Raw genomic sequence first — 23,726 nt, 5'->3', positions numbered from 1 at the left:
TGCTTGATACAAAACAAGGAGCATCGACCGGTAAACCCTGACACTGGCGACCCGCAGCCAGTCTCGGAGACCGTCATGCTCGATTTATTTCACACCCCCAGCGAGCTGAACATTCGGCGCGATCACGGCGTGCTCGACCCAAACTGTCATGCTGACACTCAAAAATTTCATGGCGGTATCGGCTCTCTGGATTTGCTTCGTGCATTGCGCGGCAGTCGTCAGAAACAACGCCCGCTGTCCCTGAACGTGCAGTTACCCTCCAGCCTGAAGCCTTCGGTGTGTTCCCCGCGCGATATCGCGTGTGAGCGCAGCAGTATCGAACAGTACCTTCAACGTCTGGAGCATGAGATCGATCTGGTCGGTTGCCACCTGGGTGCCGAGCAACGGGTCGAGCAGTTTCATCTGGCCGGCGGTACACCCGCGATTGCCGATGTGCAGCGGCTGATGAGACATCTGCGCAACAGGTTCAACTTTCTCGACCATGATTGCGGCGACTACAGCATTGAGGTGGATCTTCACCATACTGACTGGGCGACTATGGGTTTGCTGCGCGATCAGGGCTTCAATCACGTCAGTATCGGTGTTCCAGACATCGGTATTGACAGTGAAATGTCAGTTGCCTGTTATCAGAACCCGGCTCCGATCCAGTCGCTTATCGATGCCGCGCGCACCTTCGGCTATCGATCCATCAATGTTGATCTCGGTTATGGTCATGCATGGCAGACGCCCGAGAGCTTCGCGCTGAAGCTGGCGACCATTATCGCGCTGGAGCCGGACAGGCTCCAGGTGTTCGACTATGCCCAGCCGCCACAACGCTATCGGCCGGTGATCGGGGACAACGTCGGAGCGCCGTGCAGCCAGGACGATAAAAGTGCGATGCGCCAGATATGTTTTGAGCAACTGGGTGCTGCAGGCTACCACTACATCGGCTTGGGGCAATTTGTCAGGCCCGATGATGATCTGGCGATCGCTCAGGAAAGAGGCCGGTTACGCCGTAACTGTCAGGGCTTCACCAGCCACGGCTATTGCGATCACGTCGGCTTCGGGATAGGCGCCATCAGTCAGATTGATGATTTGTACGCGCAAAACACTGACGATCTGCAGCACTACCAGCGACAACTGGACCGGGGGCAGCTGACAACCTGTCGTGGCTGGCGCTGTGAGGCCGGTGATCAGGTTAGAGAAATGGTCATGGAGCGCCTGGCGTGTGACCTTGAGCTGCATATCCATGCCATCGAAACGCGTTATGGACTTATTTTTCGCCAGTACTTTTCATCCGCCTGGCCTTTGCTGGAGCAATTGAGTCGGGATGGGTTGATTGAGCTGTCAGACCGTTTTATTTGCATTCTTCCTGCCGGTCGGCCGGAAGTGGATGCCATCTGCAACCTGTTTGAAAAGGATTTGGGCGATGCAAGGCATTAACCCAACTGAGAGTTGATTGATCATGAATTCTGCGTTTGATTTCAATCGAGCCCTGGTCGAAAAGTATGACCGCCCAGGGCCGCGCTATACCTCTTATCCCACCGCGCCACAGTTTCATCAGGCGTTTGCCGTTGACGACTACCAGCGCGCTGCCCGGGACAGTAATCAGGCGGCCGTTCCCAAGTCGCTGTCGGTGTATATCCACATTCCGTTCTGCAAGAGTCTTTGCTACTACTGTGCCTGCAACAAAATCATCACCCAGAAAACTCATCGCGCCGTCGAATACCTGACGTACCTCAAACGTGAAATTGTCATGCAGGCGGCCTTGTTCGACAGCACCCGCAAACTCACGCAACTGCACCTGGGCGGTGGCACGCCGACGTATTTGACCGACGAGCAGTTGGCTGACCTGATGGACTGCCTGCATCAAGCCTTTGATATGGATGACAGTGATGATCACGAGTTCTCCATTGAAGTCGACCCGCGCACCATCAGCACCGAGCAGATTCAATCGCTGCGCCAGTTGGGCTTCAATCGCCTGAGCTTCGGCGTGCAGGACTTCGACCCCGACGTGCAAGCTGCAGTTAATCGGCAGCAAAGCGAAGAACAGATTTATGCGCTGGTCGCGGCCGCTCGTCAGGCTCGATTCAAGTCGGTCAGTGTCGACCTGATTTACGGCCTCCCGTTGCAAACCGTAAAGAGTTTCGATGTCACCCTCGGTAAGATCATCGCACTGCGTCCGGACCGGATTGCCGCCTACAGCTATGCTCATCTACCGGAACTGGTGCGCGCGCAACGGCTGATTCGCCCAGCGGACATGCCGCCACCTGAGCGCAAGCTGGAATTGCTTGAACTGACCATCCGCCGTCTGACCGAGGCCGGTTATGTCTATATCGGCATGGATCATTTCGCCTTACCGGAAGATGAGCTGGCGTTAGCCCGCGCAAACGGCACCCTGCAACGCAATTTTCAGGGCTATTCAACCCATGCCGACTGCGATTTGATCGGCCTTGGCGTATCCGCTATCGGTAAGGTCGGTGACAGCTACAGCCAGAGTGTCAAGGAGCTTTCCCAGTACTACGCGCGTCTGGATCAGGGGTTGTTGCCGGTGCATCGGGGTTACCGTTTGAGCGCCGACGACCTGCTGCGTCGTGAGGTAATCAACGACCTGATGTGTCATGGGCGGATCGAATTCGGCAAGTTCGAAGTGCGGCATGGCATCCGCTTTTCCGACTACTTTGCCGAAGCACTGGCGCAACTTGAGGAACATGTTCGCGACCGCTTGCTGGAGATTCACGACGATGCTCTGGTGCTGTTACCTCAAGGGCATTTGATGATGCGCAGTGCCGCGATGGTGTTTGACGCCTATTTGGGTGGCGAGCAAAAAGGGCAGTTTTCCCGCACCGTTTGACCGGGCAAAACGAGCGCGAGAGGGAAAATTTCTCAAGTTGATTTCAATCAAGGGCAGGGGGCGCAACGCTCCCTAACATGATCGCAAGATCCCGCCGTTGAAGTCAGTCAATCCATGAAGATCCATCAACCTTCGATACATGGCAACCTGCGCTCCTTGAGCGCCGGGTTGGTGATCATAATCGCGCTGATGTTCGTGACCTTCGAGGCGGTGCAGGCAAAGCAATACGGTGACATCGAGCAGCAGCGCATCGAGAAAACCTTCCCTCAAACCGATTCGGTTTCCGCGCCCGAAGGCCGATTCAAAGTGCGCACGCTGTCTGCTGCCGGCAAGGTGCTTGGTTATGTATTTCAGAGCCTGGACGTCGTCGATATTCCGGCCTACTCAGGCAAGCCGATCAATACTCAGGTGATCCTCGACACCGCAGGCGTGATTCAGGATGCCTATGTACTGGAGCACCATGAGCCCATTCTGCTGATCGGTATTCCCGAAGCAAAGCTTCACGCTTTCAGCGCCAAATACAAAGGGATCAAGGTTAATCAGCGGGTCGTCGTCGGCCATTCCAGTGACCCAAACGCGGTCACGGTGGATGCGATCGCAGGCGCGACCGTCACCGTCATGGTGGTCAATGAGATCATCATGCGCGCCGCCCATGAGGTCGCCGTATCGCTCAAGCTGATTGAGGACAAGGGCGGCGTTGCGCGCAAGCCTGCCACTGTGCGCCAGGACTTTTTCGAGCCTGCCAGCTGGGAGCAGCTGACCGGTAACGGCGCCATCCGCCGGTTGAACCTGACCCGCGGCCAGGTGGACACCGCTTTCAAGGGTACCGAGGCCGAGGGAGTCGACAACGCTGGCCCCGATCAAATCAATGACACCTTTATCGAACTGTACACCGCCGACTTGAATCCGCCGACCATCGGCCGGGCCCTGCTGGGCGACAATCAGTACCGCTTCCTCATGCAAGATCTCAAGCCCGGTGAGCAGGCTATCGTCGTCCTGGGTCGCGGCCTGTTTTCTTATAAAGGCTCGGGTTATGTTCGCGGAGGGATCTTCGACCGGGTGCAATTGCGCCAGTTCGGCAACATCATCAGCTTTCGCGATATGGATCATCAGCGACTCTCCGACGTATTTGCCAAGGGCATGCCCGAGTTCAATGAAATGTCGATTTTCATTGTTCGCGAGCCGGCCAGATTCGATCCGGGATCGCCCTGGTCCCTGGAGTTGTTGGTGCGACGTCAGACCGGCCCGGTCAGCGGCACATTCAGCAGCTTCGAACTGCCTTACCAACTGCCTGAGCAATACCTTGAACGGCCACCGCTCAGCGCCGAAGAACTGGCTGCCATCGAGGAAGCCAATCGGCCGATGTGGATGACTATCTGGTATCAGAAATACTTCCAGATTGGCGTACTCGGCGCCGCCTTGCTGCTGCTCACGACGATCCTGTTCCTGCAGGACAAACTCGCCCGCCGGCCACGGTTTCTGCACTGGCTGCGCCGTGGGTATCTGCTCTTTACCGTGGTGTTCCTCGGCTGGTATGCCCTGGGGCAGCTGTCAGTGGTCAACGTCCTGACTTTCGTGCATGCACTGTTCCAGAACTTCCACTGGGAGCTTTTTCTCACCGATCCGCTGATCTTCATACTTTGGGTCTTCGCTGCCGCGAGCATTCTGCTCTGGGGGCGCGGGGTGTTCTGCGGTTGGTTGTGCCCGTTCGGTGCCTTGCAAGAACTGATCAACGAAGCCGCACGCAAGCTGAAGATTCGCCAGTACGAATTGCCGTTCGCGGTCCATGAGCGGCTGTGGGCGATCAAGTACATCATTTTGCTGTTGCTCTTCGGTATCTCTCTGGAATCAATGTCCACCGCCGAGCTGTTCGCCGAGGTGGAGCCGTTCAAGACCGCCATCACCCTCAAGTTCGATCGCCAGTGGTGGTTCGTGCTCTACGCGGTGGTCCTGCTGGTCATCAACCTCTTCACCCGTAAGGTCTATTGCCGTTACATCTGCCCATTGGGCGCGGCGCTGGCGATTCCCACCAAACTGCGCCTGTTCGACTGGCTCAAACGGCGCAAGGAGTGCGGCAGTCCCTGCCAACTGTGCGCCAAAGAGTGCGAGATCCAGGCGATTCATCCCAATGGCCGAATCAATGCCAACGAGTGCCATTACTGCCTCGATTGCCAGATGACCTACCACAACGACAACAAATGCCCGCCGCTGATCAACAAGCGCAAGAAGCGCGGCAAGCTGGCACCCGCCGACGCACAACTGATACCTGTCGTGGAAGTGACCGCTCTTGAATGAACCCCGCGAGCGCACTTCCCCAGTCTGGTTTAGAGACCGTATTTATCCCTTCAAGGAACACACGTCATGAACGACACAGAATCCAAAAAACCAACTGAAGTGCCGGAACCGACCGGCCTCAGCAGGCGCGGCTTTCTCGGTACCGGCGCAGTGGCCAGCATTGCGCTGGCCGGTGCCACGGCGCTTGGCGGCGCGGTGTTCAGCCGTGAGTCCTGGGCGGCAGCGGCCAAGGACGCACAATCGAAAATCCATGTAGCACCGGGCGAGCTGGACCAGTACTACGGTTTCTGGAGTGGCGGCCATCAGGGCGAAGTCCGGATCATGGGCATTCCGTCGATGCGTGAGTTGTTGCGCATCCCGGTGTTTAACGTCGATTCCGCCACCGGCTGGGGCCTGACCAACGAAAGCAAACGAATACTGGGCGATAGCGCCAGGTTTCAGAACGGCGATTGTCACCACCCACACTTGTCCATGATCGACGGCAAGTACGATGGCAAATACCTGTTCATCAACGACAAGGCCAACAGCCGTGTTGCGCGTATCCGTCTGGATATCATGAAGTGCGACAAGATGCTCACCGTGCCGAATGTGCAAGCCATTCACGGCCTGCGTCTGCAGAAAGTGCCGTACACAAAGTACGTGTTCGCCAATGCCGAATTTGTCATTCCGCACCCCAATGATGGCAGTACCTTCGACCTGCAGGACAAGAACAGCTACACGATGTTCAACGCCATCGATGCCGAGAAGATGGAGATGGCTTTCCAGGTCATCGTCGACGGTAACCTGGATAACACCGATGCCGACTACACCGGCAAGTACGCAGCTTCGACCTGTTACAACTCGGAAAAGGCTTACGACCTGGGCGGCATGATGCGCAATGAGCGCGACTGGGTGGTGGTGTTCAACATTCCGCGCATCGAAGCGGCGATCAAGGCCGGCAAATCCTTCACCGTGGGTGACTCCAAGGTGCGCGTGGTCGACGGTCGCAAAAGCGATGGCAAAGATAGCGAATTCACCCGCTATATCCCGGTGCCGAAGAACCCCCACGGCCTCAATACTTCACCCGATGGCAAGTACTTCATTGCCAACGGCAAGCTCTCGCCGACGGTATCGATGATCGCCATCGATCGTCTGGACGACCTGTTCGCCGACAAATTCAAGGATCCGCGCGAGGTCATCGTCGCTGAGCCGGAACTGGGACTGGGGCCGTTGCACACTACGTTCGACGGCCGCGGCAACGCCTACACCACCTTGTTTATCGACAGTCAGGTGGTGAAGTGGAACATGGAAGAAGCGGTACGGGCCTACAAGGGCGAGAAAGTCAATTACATCAAGCAAAAGCTCGACGTGCAGTACCAGCCAGGTCACAACCACGCTTCGTTGACCGAAACCAGCGAGGCCGACGGCCAATGGCTGGTGGTGCTGTGCAAGTTCTCCAAAGACCGCTTCCTGCCGACAGGCCCCTTGCACCCGGAAAACGATCAACTGATTGATATTTCCGGCGATGAAATGAAACTGGTGCACGACGGCCCGGCTTTCGCCGAGCCGCACGATTGCGTCATGGCCCGTCGCGACCAGATCAAGACCAAGAAGATTTGGGATCGCAACGACGCTTTTTCGCCGAAACCGTTGCGATCGCCACCAAGGACGGGATCAAGCTGGAGACCGACAACAAAGTCATTCGCGACGGCAACCAGGTGCGCGTCTATATGACCTCGATGGCGCCGGCCTATGGCCTCAACGAATTCACCGTCAAACAGGGCAACGAAGTCACGGTGACCATCACCAACATCGACCAGATTGAAGACGTGACCCACGGCTTTGTCATGACCAACCATGGCGCGAGCATGGAGATTAGCCCGCAGCAGACCTCGTCCATTACCTTCACCGCCGACAAGGCGGGTCTGCATTGGTACTACTGCAGCTGGTTCTGTCATGCGTTGCACATGGAAATGGTCGGCCGCATGAAGGTCGAGCGGGCCTGACGGCTGCAAGTCGACAGGAGCGGTCCAATGGCCGATATCAAGGAAAACCCAGTGCGTGGATCCCGGATAAACGCCATTGCACTGGTGCTCCTGATGCTCTCAGGCACCGCTCTGGCGGCGGTGCAACCCATCACCGCATTGCCGTTGCAGGCTGACGGTGATCAACGCTGGCATCTGCCCGCTGGGGAGTACCGTGGCTCGTTCAGCGTCGATCAATCGATGCAGATTTTCTGCGAGCCGGGAGCGGTATTCCAGGGGCAAGGGCAGGGCAACGGTTTGATCATCAGCGCGCCCGAAGTCAGGATCGAAGGCTGCACTTTTTTGGACTGGGGGCACGACCTCACGGCCATGAATGCGGCGGTGTTCATCCAGCCCAAGGCCAGTGGCGCGGTGATCAAAGGCAACCGTTTGCATGGCCAGGGTTTTGGTATCTGGGTCGACGGTACTCAGGATGTGAGCCTGATCGACAACCGTATTCAGGGTGATCCGCTGATGCGCTCGCAGGATCGCGGCAATGGCATTCATCTGTATGCGGTGCACGGCGCCCGGGTCATCGGCAACCATGTGCGCGATACCCGCGATGGCATTTACATCGACACCTCGAACGGCAACTTGCTGCAGGGCAATACCCTGGAAGACCTGCGCTACGGGGTGCACTACATGTTTGCCAACGACAATCAGTTGCTCGGCAACACCACCCGCCGCACCCGTACCGGCTACGCCTTGATGCAAAGCCGCAAGCTCACAGTGATCGGCAATCGCTCCGAACAGGATCAGAACTACGGGATCCTGATGAACTACATCACCTATTCAACCTTGCGCGACAATTTTGTTACTGGCGTACGCGATGGCTCGACTGGCGACAGCATGATCAGCGGCGCCGAAGGCAAGGCGCTATTCATTTACAACTCGCTGTTCAACAGCATCGACCACAACCACTTCGAACACAGCACGGTGGGCATTCATCTCACCGCAGGTTCGGAAGACAACCGCATCTGCGAGAACGCTTTTGTCGGTAATCAACGCCAGGTCAAGTACGTCGCCACCCGCTTGCAGGAGTGGTCTGTGGATGGCCGTGGCAATTACTGGAGCGACTACCTGGGTTGGGACCGCAACGGCGATGGCCTGGGCGATATCGCCTACGAACCCAATGACAACGTCGACCGCTTGCTGTGGCTATACCCGCAGGTGCGGCTGTTGATGAACAGCCCCGGGATCGAGTTGCTGCGCTGGGTGCAACGGGCCTTTCCGGTGATGAAGTCTCCGGGGGTACTGGACAGCCATCCGCTGATGAAGCCACCCACTCAAACGCTGACCAAGGAGCCCACCTCATGAATGTTGTCGATATCGAAGGCGTCAGTCAGTGCTATGGGCCGACCACCGTGTTGCATGAGCTGAACCTGAGTCTGGCTGAAGGTGAAGTGCTGGGCTTGTTCGGGCACAACGGCGCGGGCAAGACCACCAGCATGAAGCTGGTACTCGGTTTGCTTGAGCCCGATGAAGGGCAGGTCCGGGTGTTTGGCCGGTTGCCCAGTGATCCGCAGGTGCGGCGATTACTCGGCTACTTGCCGGAGAACGTGACCTTTTACCCGCAGCTGAGCGGTCTGGAGACCTTGCGCCATTTCGCGCGGCTTAAAGGTGCGCCTTTCGCCCAGGTGGATAGGCTGCTCGAAGAGGTCGGCCTGGCGGGCGCGGCGCAGCGTCGGGTCAAGACCTACTCCAAGGGCATGCGTCAACGCCTGGGGTTGGCTCAGGCCTTGCTCGGCGAGCCGCGCTTGCTGCTGCTCGATGAGCCGACCGTCGGCCTCGATCCTATCGCCACCCAGGACCTTTACAGGTTGCTCGACCGCCTGCGCGGCCAGGGCACCAGCATCATTCTCTGTTCTCACGTGCTGCCGGGCGTCGAGGCACATATCAACCGTGCAGCGATTCTTACCCAGGGCCGCCTGCTGGCGCTCGGCAGTCTGCGCACTCTGCGGGAGGACGCGGGCCTGCCAACGCTGATTCGCGCCAATGGGCTCAAGCGCGCCGGCCCCTTGCAGCAGCGCTGGAATAACGCCGGGCATGTCACCCAACGCTGGGGAGTAGAAGGTCTTGAAGTGGCCGCGTTCAATAGCAGCAAACTCGGGTTGTTGCGCCAATTGTTGAATGAAGACGAACCGGCAGACGTGGAAATTCATCAGCCCTCTCTGGAAGATATTTACCGTTATTACATGAGCCGGGCTGTTGCGATGCCGAATGCTGCGATGCCGAAAAGCGAGGCCGTATGAACCCGATCTGGAACATGGCCCGCAAGGAGTTCAGTGACGGTTTGCGCAATCGCTGGTTGTTGGCGATCAGCCTGTTATTCGCGATGTTGGCGATCGGCATCGCCTGGCTGGGTGCCGCGGCTTCCGGGCAGTTGGGTTTCACCTCGGTGCCGGCAACTGTCGCCAGCCTGGCCAGTCTGGCGACTTTTCTGATGCCGCTGATCGCCTTGCTACTGGCCTATGACGCCATCGTCGGCGAGGACGAGAGTGGCACCTTGCTGCTGTTACTGACCTATCCCTTGGGGCGCGGGCAGATCCTGCTCGGCAAGTTTCTCGGCCACGGGCTGATCCTGGCCCTGGCGACGCTGATCGGTTTCGGTTGCGCAATGCTGGCGATCGCGGTGCTGGTGGAGGATGTCGAGCTGAGCTTGCTGCTCTGGGCCTTTGGTCGTTTCATGCTGTCTTCGACCCTGCTGGGCTGGGGGTTTCTTGGCCTAGCCTATGTGCTGAGCAGCATTTCGGCCGAGAAGTCCACCGCGGCCGGTCTGGCACTGGGGGTGTGGTTCTTCTTCGTACTGGTGTTCGATCTGGCATTGCTGGCGCTGCTGGTACTCAGCGAAGGCCAGTTCAGCCCGAAAGTGTTGCCCTGGTTGCTGCTGCTCAATCCTGCCGATGTCTATCGCCTGATCAATCTCTCGGGTTTTGAGTCCAGCGCCAACACCACGGGCGTGCTGGCGCTTGGCAATGATTTACCGATGCCGGGCTCGATGCTCTGGCTCTGTCTGTTGCTGTGGGTCGCGCTGCCGTTATGGCTGGCCTACCTGCTGTTTCGTCGGCGCTCGGCGTGATGTTCAACTTTGATATTTCTGGAGCAGTTGACGATGAAAAACCTGTATCTGAATTCCACGCGGGCACTGGCGGGGCTGATGGTTTGTCTGCTGCTGGCAGCCTGTGACAAACCCGCGCAAGTCACCTACAGCGACGCTGCGGCAGCCTTTCATCCCAGTGATGAATGCCATGTCTGCGGGATGATCATCGACGGGTTTCCCGGGCCCAAGGGTCAAGTGGTTGAGCCTGGCGGAAACAAAAAGTTCTGCTCTCCGGCGGAAATGATCGGTTGGTGGCTGCAGCCGGAAAATCATCATGGTGATGCCAGACTCTTTGTTCACGACATGGGCCACAGCCCTTGGAACGCACCGGATGACTCCCATCTGATCGATGCGAAAACTGCGTTTTATGTGATCGGCACCCAACTCAAAGGCGCCATGGGCGTGGTGTTGGCGTCTTTCTCCAGCCAGCAGGCCGCCGAAAAACTCGCCGCTGATCAGGGCGGCCGGGTGCTGCGCTTCAGCGACATCGATCTGGCGCTGCTCCAGCAGCAATCCGCCATGTCGCACATGACTCATTGATCCGGCTGATCATCCAAAACTCCATCGAGAAAATCTGATCGCCGTCAAGTCGGTATTTCTTCGCCTACTCAAAGATAGGGGCCTGTTATGTCCCCAATGTTTGGCATCGGCGAGCCCAGGAGGAAATGATGAAAACCGAGTTTCAGGATCGTTTGGCGGTGGTCACGGGGGCCAGTTCCGGGATCGGCCTGGCGTTGTGCGCCGCGCTATTGCCTCGGGGGGTCAAGGTGTTGGCGATGTCACGTTCTGTCGGTGAGCTGCCGGCATTGCAGCAGATCTACGGTGATCGACTGCACTGGCATGCCGGAGACGTTACTTGTCGGGAGGATCTGCACAGTCTCGCCCGGCGCGCGGCGGCACTGGGTCCGGTGGATTATCTGGTGCCCAACGCCGGTATTGCCGAACTGGCTGACAGCCTGGATATGCACGCATTCCAGCGCCAGTGGGCAGTCAACGGTGCGGGGGCATTGAACACCCTGGCGGCGTTGCGCGGTGAACTGGCCAACCCGGCTTCGGTGGTGTTTGTCGGCAGTTTTCTGACCGGATCGAGCTTTCCCGGACTGGCCGCCTGCATCGCCAGTAAGGCCGCACTGGCGGCTCAGGCGCGGACCCTGGCGGTGGAGTTTGCGCGCGTTGATGTGCGAATCAATCTGGTTTCGCCGGGGCCGACTGCGACCTCGATGTGGGACAGCCTGGGCTTGAGCGAGGAGCAACTGGACGACGTCGCCGACAACCTGACCAAACGCTTGCTGCCCGGTCATTTTCTCGACGCGGCAGCGGTGGCGAGCGTGATTGTCTTTCAGCTGTCCCAAGGTGCGCGGGGTGTCTATGGTCAGGACTGGAAAGTCGATAGCGGTTATACCTTGGGCTGAAGTTGTAGGAGCAGCCGGTCGACGCTCGATTGCTCGCGAAGGTGGCCTGACTCTTGATGGTGTACATATCCGTTACCGCAGGAATGGATATGTACACAATCAAGAAATACGTCGGCTGTCAGGCCGCCTTCCCACAGGTCTAGTGCGAAGTGCCTTCCGCAAACTCGATTTTGTTGCCGACGTTGTACTTGCCTGAGGGCTTGTTCATCGGGATGCGTTTGATCTCCTGAAGGGTGTTGCTGTCGTAAACGATCAGCGCACCGTCGGTGTCCCAGATACTCAATATCAGATAGCGGCCGTCGTGGGTGAACTCGACATGGGCGGCCGTTTTGCCAGGCATCGGACGCAGGGTGTGGGCGATTTCCAGGGTCTGTTTGTCGATCAGGTGGATCGCGTCGTTGTCGGGCCCGAAGAACACGTCCGTCCAGGCATACCGTGAGTTGACGTGGCTGCGCATAAAGAAGCCCGGCCCCAATGTCGGAATTTCCTTGATCAGCTTCCAGGTCTTGAAGTCGATAACCGAGATCAGCCCTTTGCTGATATTCGGTGTGGCAAACACCCATTGGCCGTTGCGTTTCCAGTAGGTGCCCGAGCCCAGATGCGGCATGCCCGGCAGCGGTATGTCGGTGACCACCTTGCCGCTGTCGAGGTCGATTACCTGACCGCCCTGGGCCTTGCGTGAAGTGGCCAGCAACTGTCGGTAATCTGGCGAGAAGGAGAAATCGTCCAGATAATCCTGAGCGGGGATGCGTCGTGGTTCGAAATCCGGTTTGCCAGCGTAGGACAGCTCCCAAACTTCCTTCACGTCCTTGAGCGCGACGATGAAACTGTCGCGCGGCGGTGCGGTGTAGACCGCGCTGACCCGTGACGCTGTACCGTCCTGGCCGATCACCGGGATGGTTTTGACCAGTGACAGATCTCGGGCATCGAGCAGCACCAGGCTGCCAGGCAGATAGTTACCCACCAGCACCCAGCGTCCATCCTTGCTCACCGCCAGGTTGCGGGTGTTGAGCCCGGCGCGGACTTCGGCGATCAGCTTGAGGTTGTGCAGGTCATACAGACTGATCCAGCCGTCCCGGGAGGCGAAGTAGACGAAGCGTCCGTCTGGCGAGAACTTCGGCCCGCCATGCACGGCAAAGTGCGACGCAAACCGCGCCAGCACCTCAAAACGATCGCCGTCGAGGATGTTGATGTGATGGTTGCCGGCTTCCACCACCACAAACAGGTTCAGCGGATCGGCGCCATGTTGAGGGGTGGTGGGCAGCTTGCTGACATCCGCGAGAATCGTGTGACTGCTGCGAATGTCTTCGCTATTCCAGGTGGGTGGGGTGGCGGGCGGTTGCTGAAGATAGTCCACCAACGCGTCGATCTGGACCGGACTGAACAGGCTGGAGTACGCCGCCATCTGGCTGGCCGGGCGGCCGTTCTGAATCACCCTGCGAATTTCGTCGGGCTTGATCCTGCTGAGACTCTCCGGTAACAACGCCGGCCCCACGCCGCCGGAGCGGTTGACGCCATGGCAGCTCTGGCAATGCTGCTCGTAGTTGTGCGCGGCTTGTTCAAGCGCGGCACCGGAGAGCGGAACCGGCACGGCGCCATGGGCTGCACCTATCCATAACAATTGGGCAAGGATCATGCGCCTCATATCGCCACCTTGTCGTGGCGTTGCTGCGCCTGAGCGGGGTAAAAGCGCGCCGGGTATTCCAGCGGCTGAGCGGCGAACAGATCGACCACTTTGCCAATCACCGTCAGCGTCGGTATGCCTTGGGGGCAGTCCAGCGCCAGGGTCGGCAGCTGGTGCAGCATCCCTCGGGCGATGTGCTGATCGGGGCGGGCACCATTGCTGATCAACGCAGCGGGTGTGTCGGCGGCCAGGCCTGCTTCAATCAAGCGCTGAGAGATGAGTGCAAGGTTCGATACCCCCATGTAAAACACTAGCGTCTGGCTGCTATCTGCGAGGCTGCTCCAAGGTAATTTCAACTCGCCATCACGTTGTAAATGGCCGGTGATGAAACGGCAGGAGTTGACCAAGTCACGGTGTGTCAGCGGAATGCCCGCGTAAGCGGCACAGCCTGCGGCGGCGGTAATGCCCGGGACCACCTGGCAGTCAATGCCGCGCTGGAGCAGATATTCCAGCTCCTCGGCGCCACGGCCGAAAATGAACGGATCGCCACCCTTGAGACGAACCACGCGCTGTCCCTGATCGGCGAGCTCGGCGAGCAGTTCGTTGATCTGTTCCTGAGGCAGGCTGTGGCAGCCGCTGGCCTTGCCGACGTAATGCCGGGCGCAGGTGAGGGGGATCAGCGTCAGCAGCTCGGGGCTGATCAGACGGTCATAAACCACGGCGTCTGCCTGCATCAACAGGCTCCAGGCGCGCAAGGTCAGCAGGCGTGGGTCACCTGGGCCGGCGCCGACCAGGGCGACTTCGCCCGGTCTGAACGGGGACTCAAGGGCGGCAGGTAAAACAATCGATGAGGGCATGGGACTTCCTTGGTTCTGCATCAGGTTTGCCGGCCCCATCGTTTGCCAGAGGGTTTGCCGGCCAGTCTATTCAGCGCATCGCGCAAGGGATTGTCGGTAACGGCTGCACACCGATTTCCTCGTCGCTGAGGTGGCAACCGGGGTCCTGGCCCCAGAGATCGCCCACGGCCCAGGCGCGGGTGCGGGTATTGCCGTTGCAGATGCTCAGCCAGCGGCATTGCGCACAGCGGCCGCCGACGGCCCGTGGATGTTCACGCAGTTTCTGCAGCAATAGGTCAGGTTGATCCAGCCAAAGGGTGCGAAACGGTGTGTGCCGGACATTGCCCACCGAGTGCTGCCACCAGTAGGTGTCCGGGTGCACCTCGCCGGTGTTGTCGATGTTGGCGATGCCGCTGCCCGAGGCGTTGCCGCCCCAGGCGCGCAGCATCTGTTCCAGCCGGGCGTAATGCGCTGGAAGGCGCAGACCAGCCCATTGCAGCAAGAGAATGGCATCGGCGTCGTTGTTGCCACTGACAAAATCGCTGTCGCAGCCCCGCTCGATGTCCTCCCAGGCTCGGTCGAAAATCAGCGTCATCGCCTCGCGACTCATCTGCTGCCGGGCGTCGAGCTTGCGACTGCGTTTGCCGCGACCGCTGTAGTTGAGGTGCGACAGATAGAACTTCTGCACGTCGTACTCACGCATCAGCGCCAGTAACTGGGGAAGCTGCGTATGGTTCTCTTGGGTCAGGGTGGTGCGCAGGCCGACGCGGATCCCTTGTTCACGGCAGAGCCGGATCGCCTGCATGGAGCTGGCGAAGCTGCCTTTGAGCTGGCGGAACGCGTCATGGGTTGCTTGCAGGCCGTCGATGCTGATCCCGACATAATCGAAATTCGCCGCGCTGATCTGCGCGATATTCTGCTCATTGATCAGTGTGCCGTTGGTCGACAACGCGACAAAGAAACCCTTGTCTGTGGCGTGGGCGCTGAGCTGGAAAAGATCGTCGCGTAACAGCGGCTCGCCACCGGAAAGGATCAAGACCCGAACGCCGGCGTCGTGCAGGTCGTCGATCACCTTCAGCGCGGCAGCGGTATCCAGCTCGTCGCGAAAGACACTGTCGGCCGAGGTGGCGTAGCAGTGTTTGCAGGTCAGGTTGCAACGCCTGAGCAGATTCCAGATCACCACCGGTGCACGCTTGCTGCCCGGCGGGCTGGTTCTGGGGGCGGGACACTGGCCGGCCAGGGCGCGCAGGTAATGGCTGATCCTCAACATGCAAATCTCCTTGAGTGCAGGCTTGTTCAGCGTGGCGCTGGCGGTAGCCGCAAACCGGTTTTTTTCAGGATGCGGCTGCTGACCAGCATCTCGTCGGCCGCACAGGCATCCCCCAACAAAAAGCGCAGGTGTTCGCGGTAGCTGTCGATTTCGTCACTGCTGCGGCCATGGACCATGGCGAACAGGTTGTAGCGCCAGGCGGTTCGGCGCGGGCGGCGATAGCAGTGGCTGACGAAGGGTTGCGCGCCGATCAGCGCACCGAGGCGAGGCATGTCCGCGTCAAGCACATCCCAGACCGTCATGCCGTTGTAGCGATAGCCCAGGCGATAGTGATTGGGTACCGCGGCGATGCGCCGGATAGCGCCTTCGGCCTGTAGCCGCTTGAGCAAATCCAGGGTGGACTCGATGCTGATCCCAAGTTGTTCGGCGAGCCAGGCCCATGGATCGTCCAGCAATGGCAGGCCGGCCTGGGTCAGCTCAATCAGGCGGTAGGCCAGAACGTCTTCAGACCGGGAAATACAGACCGACATGGTAAGTCTCCTCTTTGGGCAGGTTGAGCACTGGCAGGCCGGTCAGGGTTTCGATGCGCTGCAGGGTCTCGGCGATGCCTTGTTCGGTCGCGCAGCCGAGCACGAACCACATGTTCCAGTCGTGTTCGCGACGGTAGTTGTGGGCCACTTCCGGCATGCCATGCAGCAGCTCGACGATGTCCTCGAAGCGATCTTCCGGAACCGCCAGCGCGGCGAGGGTGAAGGCGCCGCCGAGCCGGTCGATGTCGAACATCGGGCCGAAGCGTGTGAGGACGCCGTCATCCAGCAATTCATAGAGTCGGTCGAGCAGCTCGGTGCTGTTGCTATCGAGTTCTACGGCCAGTACCCGCCAGGGGTGGCGCACCAGTGGCAGGCCCAGTTGCAAACGATTGATCAGCCGACGGTCGAGGTCATCCATGGGCGCACACTCCTGTCGGCGAAGGCGCAAAGCGTCCGCCGCATTGCTTGAAGACTTGAGTGCTGAACAGCAGTTGGTGGGGTAGATCGCTCAGCAGGTGCTTTTCGAGCAACGCCTGGATCTGTGCCTTAACCCGATCACGTTGACGACCATGAACCATGCAGAACAGGTTGTATCGCCATTGCGGCAACCGCCGTGGCCGTTGATAGCAGAGGGTAATACCGGGTACCCGGCCCAGGCGATGGCCGACTTCGTCGATCAGGCCGTCTGGAACGTCCAGTACCAGCATGGCGTTGGCGGTAAAGCCGAGCGCGCGATGGTTGAGTACCAGGCCCACCCGGCGAAAAAGCCCTTGCTCGCCCCACTGGCGCATTTGCTCGAGCACCTGGCTTTCATCCGCATTTATCTGTTGGGCAAGGGCCTGATAGGGACGCGGCACCAATGGCAATCCGGTTTCCAGCCGCCGGCGTAGCGCCAGCGCTTGTTCCGCGTTAAGGCCAACGTTCATGAAACGTCCCCCAGGGCAAAACCCAGGTCGATGCGGTAGGCGGTCAGCATCGGCAGGTCCAGCGGCGTGAGGCCGGTGTCTTGCTCCAGATCGGCGAGGATTCGCTCTAGGTGTTGGCGATTGGGGCCGGTCAGCACGAACCAGAGGTTGTAGTGATGTTCCCGTGCATAGTTGTGATTGACCTCAGGATAGTGACTGACGCGCTCGGCGACCTGTTGCAGACGTTCGGTGGGCACGGCCAGGGCAGCGAGGGTACTGGCTCCGGCGCGGCTGTGTTCGAACACCGGGCCGATCCGTGACAGGGTGCCCGCCAGTTCCAGGTGTTGCAGGCAGGCCATCACTTCAGCTTCGGTGCACCCCAGGGTGTGCGCCATCTCCCGATAAGGTTCCGGGCACAGCGGCATGCCGTGCTGGAAGCGGTCGATCAGCCGGCGACTAAGCGGGTCCAGGTTCATTTCAATACCCCATCTTATGCGCGCGGCTGCTGAAGAAAATGCCGCTCGGCGCGGCTGCCGGCAGGCTGGTCAGGCGCTTCAGGCTGTAGGGGTCCCAGACCTGAACCTGATCGCCGTCGCGTGACGACAACCACAGCTGGTCGCCACGGGAGGTAAATTCCATATGCAGCACCGCCGGCCCCGGTCGCAGATCGGCGACTACGGCGTGGGTCTCGGTGTCGATGACCTGAACCCGATCATTGTCCGGATACGCGAAATTGACCCAGAGCTGCCGACCGTCGGGCCGCGACGTGACGAACACCGGTTGCCCGGCCACTGGGATGACGGCGGTCTGCTGCCAGGTGCGAGAATCCATCACCAGCACTTGATGGCGGCCGACGGCGGGTACGAAAGCCTGGTTGTCGGCGACCGCCCAGCCTTCCAGATGCGGCATCTTGTACACCGGGAGTTTCGCCTGGCCTTGACCGTAGTCACCGAGCACCCGCCGCACCCCGCGCTCCGGATGCCAGAGGTCGAGTTGAGCCATGCCGTCTTCGCCGAACAACCCGGCCATGTAGTAGCGCCCATCCGGGGTGATCAAGGCGTCGTAAGGTTGCTGGCCGATGTTCTTGAAGCGACTGATCCGCGGAGCGTTGCCCTGACTGAAGTCGGCGGTCCAGATCTCGCCGGTATCGAACAGGCTGAACACAAAACGTTGCCCGGGCGCATCCACCAGGCCGACCACCCGCGAACGTTTGGTTCCATCGGGCAGTGGCGTGGCGGGAATATCAGCCACTTGTTGCAGGGTCTGGGCATCGAACACCTTGACGCCGCCGGGCACGTAATTGGACACAGCAATCAGCTTGCCGTCCTGACTGATGGCGCCGCCGATGCTGTTGCCACCCTGGATAATCCGATGGTCGATACGCCGGGTCAGCAGGTCGACTTTGCTCAGCCCACCGTCGCGGCCAAACACGTAGGCGTAGCGCTGGTCGCGGGAGAACACCACCGAGGCATGGGACAGGTCGCCGAAGCCTTCGAGGCGGGCTAGGGCAGTCTGGGTGTCGCTTTCGATGATCTGTACGCTACCGGAGGCGCGCTCCACCACCACGCCCAGATCGCCAGTGCCACGCAACGGTGGCTGAACACACGCGGACAACAATAGACCGGTCGCCGCTGACAGCAGGATTGAACGGATCATGGTGCGGGATATCCTTGGAGAAGAAGATCGACCAGCCAGCGGATGTCGCCAGGGCTGAGCAACGGGCCCCAACCGGGCATGGCGGTACCGGGGCGACCCTGGGTGACGGTGGCAATCAGGCTGTCCCTGGACTTGCCGGCCAGCGCTGCACGGGTCAGTTCGGGGCCGAGCCCGCCGGTCATGCGCAGGCCATGGCAAGCGCCGCAATCCTGGGCCAGCAGGTGTTCGAGCTGTGCCTGACGCTTGACGTCGGGCGACGCAACCGCAGTTGTGCAAATCAGGAGGAGGGCCGCCAAAATCACAGCCTGTCGGTAAACCTTCATGACGCCCTCCTGGTGGTTATTTGAGTGTCAGTACCCAGGTCGCAAGAGTCTTGGCTTCTTCCTCGGTCACCGGGTTTGCCGGCATCGGCATCGGCCCCCAATTGCCTTGCGTGCCGTTCTTGATATGGCTCGCCAAGGTGTCTACGGCACCGGCAACGCCGGCGTTCTTGGCCGCGACATCCTTCAGCGCAGGGCCGACCACCTTGGTGTCGATGGAATGGCAGGCTGCGCAGGGCTTGCTCTTGAACAGCTCCTGCGCGTCTTGGGCCACTGCCGGCTGCAGACTCAGCGCAGCGGTCAGGGCGAACAGTGAAATCAGGGTGTTTTTCATGAGGTTTCCTTGCATTGATGGAGCTCAATAAATGTCGTGTTGGGTGTTGTAGACGTTGAATTTTCCGGTCGGCGTAATCAGTCGTTTGTCCTTGATCACCGATTTGAGCTTGAGGGTCTTGTCGTCGATCACCACCAGTGCCGATTCGTCTGCCTGGCCGCTCCAGACGGAGAACCAGACTTCATCGCCAGCCTTGTTGTATTCCGGTTGCACGACCCGCATGGCGCCCTGCTTGATACCGGCGTACTCGGCGATGGGCAGCACGGTGTAGCCGGCGTCGAGTTTGTCGATATCGAATACCGCCACGGACTGGCTGAGTTTGGCGTCCGGGTTGAGGGTGGTATCGACATACAGGTGATGGGAGTTGGGGTGGGTTTTGATAAACAGCGATCCGCCGCCCTGGCCCTTGAGTGAGGCGACCTGTTTCCAGGCGTATTGCAGGTGTTTGATCGGGTCGGTGCCGATCAGCGAGATACCGTCATCACCCAGATGGCTGGTGGCCCAGACAGGACCGTAGAGGGGGTGATTGAAGTTGGCGCCGCGACCTGGGTGAGGGGTTTTGCCGACGTCCACCAGCGCGGTCAATTTGCGTTCTTTGGAGTCGATCACGGCGACTTTGTTGGAGTTGTTGGCAGCGGTCATGAAGTAGCGGTGGCTGCTGTCCCAACCGCCGTCATGCAGGAAGGGCGCGGCATCGATGTAGGTGATAGTGAGGTTTTTGATGTCTTGGTAATTGACCAGCATGACCTTGCCGGTTTCCTTGACGTTGACGATGAACTCCGGCCATTCGTGGGAGGCGATGATCGCCGCAACCCGGGGTTCGGGGTGGTATTGCTGGGTATCGACGGTCATACCGCGAGTCGAAACGATCTGCTTGGGCTCCAGAGTCTCGCCGTCCATGATGGTGAACTGTGGCGGCCAGTAGGAACCGGCGATGGTGTACTTGTCTTCGTAGCCCTTGAACTTGGAGGTCTCCACCGAACGCGCTTCGATGCCCACTTTGACTTCGGCGACCTTGGTCGGCTCCAGCGGCCAGAGGTCGATCATGTCGATCCTGGCGTCTCGACCGATCACCAGCAGATAGCGTCCGGAGGCGGAGATACGGGAGATATGCACCGCATAGCCGGTCTCGATGAGTTTGACGATCTTCTTGCTGTCACCGTCGATCAGGGCGATCTTGCCGTCATCACGCAGAATCACCGAAAACAGGTTTTGCAGGTTGAGTGTGTTCAACTGTTTTTTCGGTCGGTCTTCGGGTTTGACCAGTAATTTCCAGGTTTTCAGCGTCTCGGCCATGCCCCATTCCGGCGGCGTCGGGGGCGTGTGCTGAATGAACTTGGCCATCACCGTGATCTGATCCTTGGTCAGCGCATTGGACGTCCCCCAGTTCGGCATGCCCGCCGCCGAACCATAAGTAATCAAGGCTTCCAGATAAGCCTGACCGCGGGCCTGGGTGATGTCCGGGGTCAGCGGCTTGCCGGTGGCCCCTTTGCGCAGTACGCCGTGACAGCCTGCGCAGCGCTGGAAATAGATTTCCTTGGATGAGTCGAACTCGGCCTGGCTCAGGTCGGGGGCTCCCGCCGTTTTGACCATGAGCGGGTTTGCCGCAGCCACGGCAGATTCGTCCGCTCTGGCGGCGTGAGACACCGCCAACGCCAGTGCCGAGCACAGGGTGGCGACGGTCAGAGCAAACGTTTTTCTATTGCTGATCAGCATTCCATTTCTCCTCAGGCAAGACCTTTGCGATGTGCTGAAACGGCAGTACAGAGCGCAGGTTCTTAGTGCCGTGCAAGGCTATGCCCGAGCAGGCCAATGCTCGCTTGACGGCGATCAAGTTTGCCGGCCATCTCGCTTGCCAGGTTGTCGCAGGCGCCCGTAGCGTGGTCTTCAAACCCGCTATTGAACCCCGCTCTTGCATCAGGTATCCCATGGACCGTACGCATTCTTTCGAACACAAGGTCGAACCCTTCTACCAACCGCTGAACAATGAAGAGGCGTTGTTCGAGCAAGCCTGGCGACACGGCATGCCGGTCCTGATCAAAGGCCCTACTGGCTGTGGCAAGACCCGTTTCGTCCAGCACATGGCCCATCGGCTGAAACTGCCGCTGTACACCGTGGCATGCCACGACGACCTGAGCGCCGCCGACCTGATCGGCCGTCATCTGATCGGTGCCCAGGGCACCTGGTGGCAGGACGGGCCGCTGACTCGTGCGGTGCGTGAAGGTGGCATCTGTTACCTCGACGAAGTGGTCGAGGCGCGTCAGGACACAGTGGTGGTGCTACATCCGCTGGCCGATGATCGTCGAGAGCTGTTCCTGGAACGCACCGGGGAGGTGCTACAGGCGCCGCCGTCCTTCATGTTGGTGGTGTCTTACAACCCCGGTTACCAGAACCTGCTCAAAGGCATGAAACCCAGCACCCGACAGCGTTTCGTGGCGATGCGTTTCGGCTATCCGCCGGTGGCCGATGAAGAGCGCATTGTCGCTAGAGAGGCCCAGGTGGACGTCGCGCTGGCGGCTCAGGTGGTCAGGCTGGGACAGGCCCTGAGACGGCTGGATCAACATGATCTGGAAGAAGTCGCATCCACCCGGTTGCTGATTTTCACAGCAAGAATGATCCGCTCCGGCATGAGTCCCCGCGAGGCGTGCACGGCCTGTCTGGCTGAGCCGCTGAGCGATGATCCGCTGACCGTTGCCGCACTGATGGACGTGGTTGATGTCCACTTCGCCTGAAACCGCTGCCGCGTCTCAGGGACGTTTGCCGGGCGATCTGGCGATGTGGTTTTTCATCCTGGCCGAGCTCTCGGTGTTCGCGATTCTGATCCTCGTGTTCGCGGTGACCCAGATGCTGAAACCCCAGATGTTTAGCGAAAGTCGCCATTTGCTAAACAGCTCCACCGGGTTGGCGATGACCTTGAGTCTGCTCACTGCCGGGTTGTTCGCCGCGCTGGCTCAGGAACACGTCAGGCAATCCCGGGCCCGTCACGGCGCCCTGTTTCTGCTGGCAGCCTTGCTGGCCGCCAGTGTCTACGTGGTGTTGAAACTCACTGAATACCGGCATCTTCTGGCTTCAGGGCTGGGCATGGAGCACAACACCTTTTTCACCCTGTACTGGATCCTCACCGGATTTCATTTCCTCCACGTGCTGCTTGGCATGCTGATTCTAGGCTGGCTGGCCGAGCGCTGCCGGCGTCGTCTGTACAGCGCCAACAACCTCAGCGGACTGGAATCCGGCGTGCTCTATTGGCACATGGTCGATCTGATCTGGGTGGTGCTTTTTCCGCTGGTCTACGTTCTGAACTGACGAGGTTCTCATGTCTGCTTCCAGAGTTTTGGTCGCCTGCTGGGCAGGGCTGGCTACGCTGAGCGTGTGCACCGTGGTGCTGGGGCATGCCGGAGCCACACTGCTGCTGTCCATTGCCATCTTGCTGGTTGCAATCGGCAAGGCCTGGCTGATCGCCGACGGCTTCATGGAAATGCGCCACGCGCCGCGACTGTGGCGTAGGTTGATGCTGAGCTGGGCGGTGGCACTGGCCGCTGGGGTCGGGCTGACCCTGGTGTCAGTCGCATAACCAACCTGAGAAAAACTCATGCACAACGTTTGTCGGTCAGGTTCAAACGCTGCACCTCGGCACAAATCTCGGTGATCTGGCGTCGCGGCTGCCGTTTATGCAGGGCGCGAACCTGCGCGCTCAGGCGCAGCAGTTTTTCACTTGGCCTGGTCCATTGTTCCTTCGGCAGTGGTTCCGGCCATCGACGCATTGCCTCGGGCAACGCCTGTTGGCCCTTTTCCTTGAAGCGGCAGATTTCCCATTCGGTTAGGTAGTTGGGAATGGCCCACAGCGTCATTTCGCGGCGTTGGCGGTTGAAGCGGGTAGGGATGATGGCGGCGCGTTTGTTGTGGTTATGGCGCCAGACGCCGAGGCCGATGAATAGGGTTAAAAAGCAGGTGTATAGGGCCGCAGAAAAAATTCGGATTTATCCTACATCAAAAGTTGGGCTCTCCTGCATTTTTAGCTGGGTTGGCTTGGCAAAGTCGCCGTTTTTAAGAGCGAAGATCGGCATGAGCAAATCCAGAACACTGCAGCCCATGTACTTGTCAAAACTTACAGGTTTGAGTGCAAGACTCTCTGTTGTACTGATTTTCTCTTCTTTGTTGGTCGGATGCGGCGGGGACGACAAAGCACCTACGGTTGAATGGTTTGTCGACAATCCATCCGAGATATATCGAACCCTACGTCGCTGCGACCACCCAACAAAGTACAATCCTATGCCGCACTACACGCGGTGTACTAATGCACGATCTGCATTTTACACTACGAGTATGAGTCAAAGGAAACTTGAAGAAGAAAAGAACTTGGCTGCTGCAAGAGATACTCCTGAAGATCTTAAAACGATTGAATGGTACGAATATAATCGCCACGCACTAATCGCGAAAGTTAAGGCGTGCAAGGAGAATACGGGGAACGTAACTGTTGAGTTTCACGTCGGATGCTTAAAGGCTAATCGAGCAGCAATGAATAGGTACATGCGTGGGCAGTTTTGGTAGACAAAAAACCTGTTCCAGTACCCTTGGTCAGTCAATTAAAGCTAAATGTCTGGTGGGATT

23 protein-coding genes and 2 pseudogenes are annotated in these 23,726 nt (G+C 59.2%); 13 read left to right on the top strand and 12 right to left on the bottom strand.

The genetic code is table 11. The annotated features are described in order from the left end of the window. Window positions 1-75 precede the first annotated feature (75 nt). The 9 genes and pseudogenes from RGU44_RS09245 (at window position 76) to RGU44_RS09205 (ending at window position 11,643) form a co-directional block, all read left to right on the top strand. A complete protein-coding gene (locus RGU44_RS09245; RefSeq protein ID WP_322178846.1) occupies window positions 76-1,422 on the top strand; it encodes a coproporphyrinogen III oxidase in 1,347 nt (448 codons plus the stop codon). A gap of 22 nt (window positions 1,423-1,444) precedes the next feature. Beyond that, complete coding sequence (hemN, locus tag RGU44_RS09240; RefSeq protein ID WP_322216777.1) at window positions 1,445-2,833, top strand: oxygen-independent coproporphyrinogen III oxidase; 1,389 nt, start codon at window positions 1,445-1,447, stop codon at window positions 2,831-2,833. A 189-nt stretch (window positions 2,834-3,022) separates the two neighbouring features. Next, complete coding sequence (nosR, locus tag RGU44_RS09235) at window positions 3,023-5,128, top strand: transcriptional regulator NosR (protein ID WP_416194636.1); 2,106 nt, start codon at window positions 3,023-3,025, stop codon at window positions 5,126-5,128. A 66-nt stretch (window positions 5,129-5,194) separates the two neighbouring features. Further along, window positions 5,195-7,113, top strand: a pseudogene (gene nosZ, locus RGU44_RS09230) (TAT-dependent nitrous-oxide reductase). Between the two features lie 27 nt (window positions 7,114-7,140). Then, complete coding sequence (locus RGU44_RS09225; protein WP_322216772.1) at window positions 7,141-8,448, top strand: nitrous oxide reductase family maturation protein NosD; 1,308 nt, start codon at window positions 7,141-7,143, stop codon at window positions 8,446-8,448. Next, entirely contained in the window at window positions 8,445-9,383 is a 939-nt protein-coding gene (locus tag RGU44_RS09220) for an ABC transporter ATP-binding protein (RefSeq protein WP_322216771.1), read from the top strand. The genes RGU44_RS09225 and RGU44_RS09220 overlap by 4 nt, the downstream gene beginning before the upstream one ends. Further along, window positions 9,380-10,210: an ABC transporter permease gene (locus RGU44_RS09215; RefSeq protein ID WP_322216769.1), complete on the top strand. Its 831-nt coding sequence runs from the start codon at window positions 9,380-9,382 to the stop codon at window positions 10,208-10,210. The genes RGU44_RS09220 and RGU44_RS09215 overlap by 4 nt, the downstream gene beginning before the upstream one ends. Before the next feature lie 33 nt (window positions 10,211-10,243). Beyond that, on the top strand, window positions 10,244-10,771 hold the full coding sequence (locus tag RGU44_RS09210) for a nitrous oxide reductase accessory protein NosL (protein ID WP_322216767.1): 528 nt from the start codon (window positions 10,244-10,246) through the stop codon (window positions 10,769-10,771). A gap of 128 nt (window positions 10,772-10,899) precedes the next feature. Beyond that, complete coding sequence (locus RGU44_RS09205) at window positions 10,900-11,643, top strand: SDR family oxidoreductase (protein WP_322216765.1); 744 nt, start codon at window positions 10,900-10,902, stop codon at window positions 11,641-11,643. A gap of 139 nt (window positions 11,644-11,782) precedes the next feature. Here RGU44_RS09205 and RGU44_RS09200 read toward each other — a convergent pair whose 3' ends face one another. The 11 genes and pseudogenes from RGU44_RS09200 to RGU44_RS09150 form a co-directional block, all read right to left on the bottom strand. Next, window positions 11,783-13,288 carry a cytochrome D1 domain-containing protein gene (locus tag RGU44_RS09200; RefSeq protein ID WP_322216763.1) on the bottom strand — a complete coding sequence of 502 codons (1,506 nt, stop codon included), beginning with the start codon at window positions 13,286-13,288 and terminating at the stop codon, window positions 11,783-11,785. Between the two features lie 80 nt (window positions 13,289-13,368). Continuing rightward, a pseudogene (gene cobA / locus RGU44_RS09195) lies at window positions 13,369-14,124 on the bottom strand (uroporphyrinogen-III C-methyltransferase); the annotation flags it as partial. A gap of 70 nt (window positions 14,125-14,194) precedes the next feature. Continuing rightward, window positions 14,195-15,373, bottom strand: a complete 1,179-nt coding sequence (nirJ, locus tag RGU44_RS09190; RefSeq protein ID WP_322216758.1) for a heme d1 biosynthesis radical SAM protein NirJ — start codon at window positions 15,371-15,373, stop codon at window positions 14,195-14,197. 26 nt (window positions 15,374-15,399) lie between these two features. Continuing rightward, a complete protein-coding gene (locus tag RGU44_RS09185; RefSeq protein WP_322216756.1) occupies window positions 15,400-15,903 on the bottom strand; it encodes a nitrite reductase in 504 nt (167 codons plus the stop codon). Next, entirely contained in the window at window positions 15,878-16,321 is a 444-nt protein-coding gene (locus RGU44_RS09180; protein WP_322216753.1) for an Lrp/AsnC family transcriptional regulator, read from the bottom strand. The genes RGU44_RS09185 and RGU44_RS09180 overlap by 26 nt, the downstream gene beginning before the upstream one ends. Further along, a complete protein-coding gene (locus tag RGU44_RS09175; RefSeq protein WP_322216750.1) occupies window positions 16,314-16,829 on the bottom strand; it encodes an AsnC family protein in 516 nt (171 codons plus the stop codon). The genes RGU44_RS09180 and RGU44_RS09175 overlap by 8 nt, the downstream gene beginning before the upstream one ends. Then, window positions 16,826-17,284: an Lrp/AsnC family transcriptional regulator gene (locus tag RGU44_RS09170; RefSeq protein ID WP_322216748.1), complete on the bottom strand. Its 459-nt coding sequence runs from the start codon at window positions 17,282-17,284 to the stop codon at window positions 16,826-16,828. Before RGU44_RS09170 ends, RGU44_RS09175 begins: the two co-directional genes overlap by 4 nt. Window position 17,285: 1 nt before the next feature. Then, the gene (locus tag RGU44_RS09165) at window positions 17,286-18,464 is read right to left on the bottom strand and encodes a cytochrome D1 domain-containing protein (RefSeq protein WP_322216747.1); all 1,179 of its coding nucleotides are present in this window, start codon (window positions 18,462-18,464) and stop codon (window positions 17,286-17,288) included. Next, a complete protein-coding gene (locus RGU44_RS09160; RefSeq protein WP_322216744.1) occupies window positions 18,461-18,787 on the bottom strand; it encodes a cytochrome c in 327 nt (108 codons plus the stop codon). The genes RGU44_RS09165 and RGU44_RS09160 overlap by 4 nt, the downstream gene beginning before the upstream one ends. Window positions 18,788-18,803: 16 nt before the next feature. Continuing rightward, window positions 18,804-19,118 carry a c-type cytochrome gene (locus RGU44_RS09155; RefSeq protein WP_322216742.1) on the bottom strand — a complete coding sequence of 105 codons (315 nt, stop codon included), beginning with the start codon at window positions 19,116-19,118 and terminating at the stop codon, window positions 18,804-18,806. A 24-nt stretch (window positions 19,119-19,142) separates the two neighbouring features. Beyond that, the gene (locus RGU44_RS09150; protein WP_416194620.1) at window positions 19,143-20,834 is read right to left on the bottom strand and encodes a cytochrome D1 domain-containing protein; all 1,692 of its coding nucleotides are present in this window, start codon (window positions 20,832-20,834) and stop codon (window positions 19,143-19,145) included. A gap of 212 nt (window positions 20,835-21,046) precedes the next feature. Here RGU44_RS09150 and RGU44_RS09145 point away from each other — a divergent pair, with 212 nt between their 5' ends. Genes RGU44_RS09145 through RGU44_RS09135 form a run of 3 tightly spaced genes read left to right on the top strand, consistent with a single transcriptional unit; the run spans window position 21,047 to window position 22,689 of the window. Continuing rightward, window positions 21,047-21,850, top strand: a complete 804-nt coding sequence (locus RGU44_RS09145; RefSeq protein ID WP_322216740.1) for a CbbQ/NirQ/NorQ/GpvN family protein — start codon at window positions 21,047-21,049, stop codon at window positions 21,848-21,850. Next, a complete protein-coding gene (locus tag RGU44_RS09140; protein WP_322216738.1) occupies window positions 21,834-22,421 on the top strand; it encodes a cytochrome c oxidase subunit 3 family protein in 588 nt (195 codons plus the stop codon). Before RGU44_RS09145 ends, RGU44_RS09140 begins: the two co-directional genes overlap by 17 nt. A 10-nt stretch (window positions 22,422-22,431) precedes the next feature. Next, window positions 22,432-22,689, top strand: coding sequence for a cytochrome C oxidase subunit IV family protein (locus RGU44_RS09135; protein ID WP_322216736.1), 258 nt, complete (start codon window positions 22,432-22,434; stop codon window positions 22,687-22,689). Window positions 22,690-22,705: 16 nt separating this feature from the next. On the opposite strand, the gene RGU44_RS09130 is transcribed toward RGU44_RS09135, so the two are convergent. Beyond that, window positions 22,706-22,966, bottom strand: a complete 261-nt coding sequence (locus tag RGU44_RS09130) for a hypothetical protein (protein WP_322216733.1) — start codon at window positions 22,964-22,966, stop codon at window positions 22,706-22,708. Between RGU44_RS09130 and RGU44_RS09125 the strand changes: the two genes are divergently transcribed. Then, window positions 22,950-23,666: a hypothetical protein gene (locus tag RGU44_RS09125; protein WP_322216731.1), complete on the top strand. Its 717-nt coding sequence runs from the start codon at window positions 22,950-22,952 to the stop codon at window positions 23,664-23,666. The two genes, RGU44_RS09130 and RGU44_RS09125, sit on opposite strands and share 17 nt — an antisense overlap. Window positions 23,667-23,726 lie beyond the last annotated feature (60 nt).

The sequence above is a fragment of the Pseudomonas sp. 5C2 genome (genome assembly GCF_034314155.1).
GTDB lineage: Bacteria > Pseudomonadota > Gammaproteobacteria > Pseudomonadales > Pseudomonadaceae > Aquipseudomonas.
Note: the sequence above shows the minus strand (reverse complement) of the source record. Positions and strands in the feature narration are given on the sequence as shown.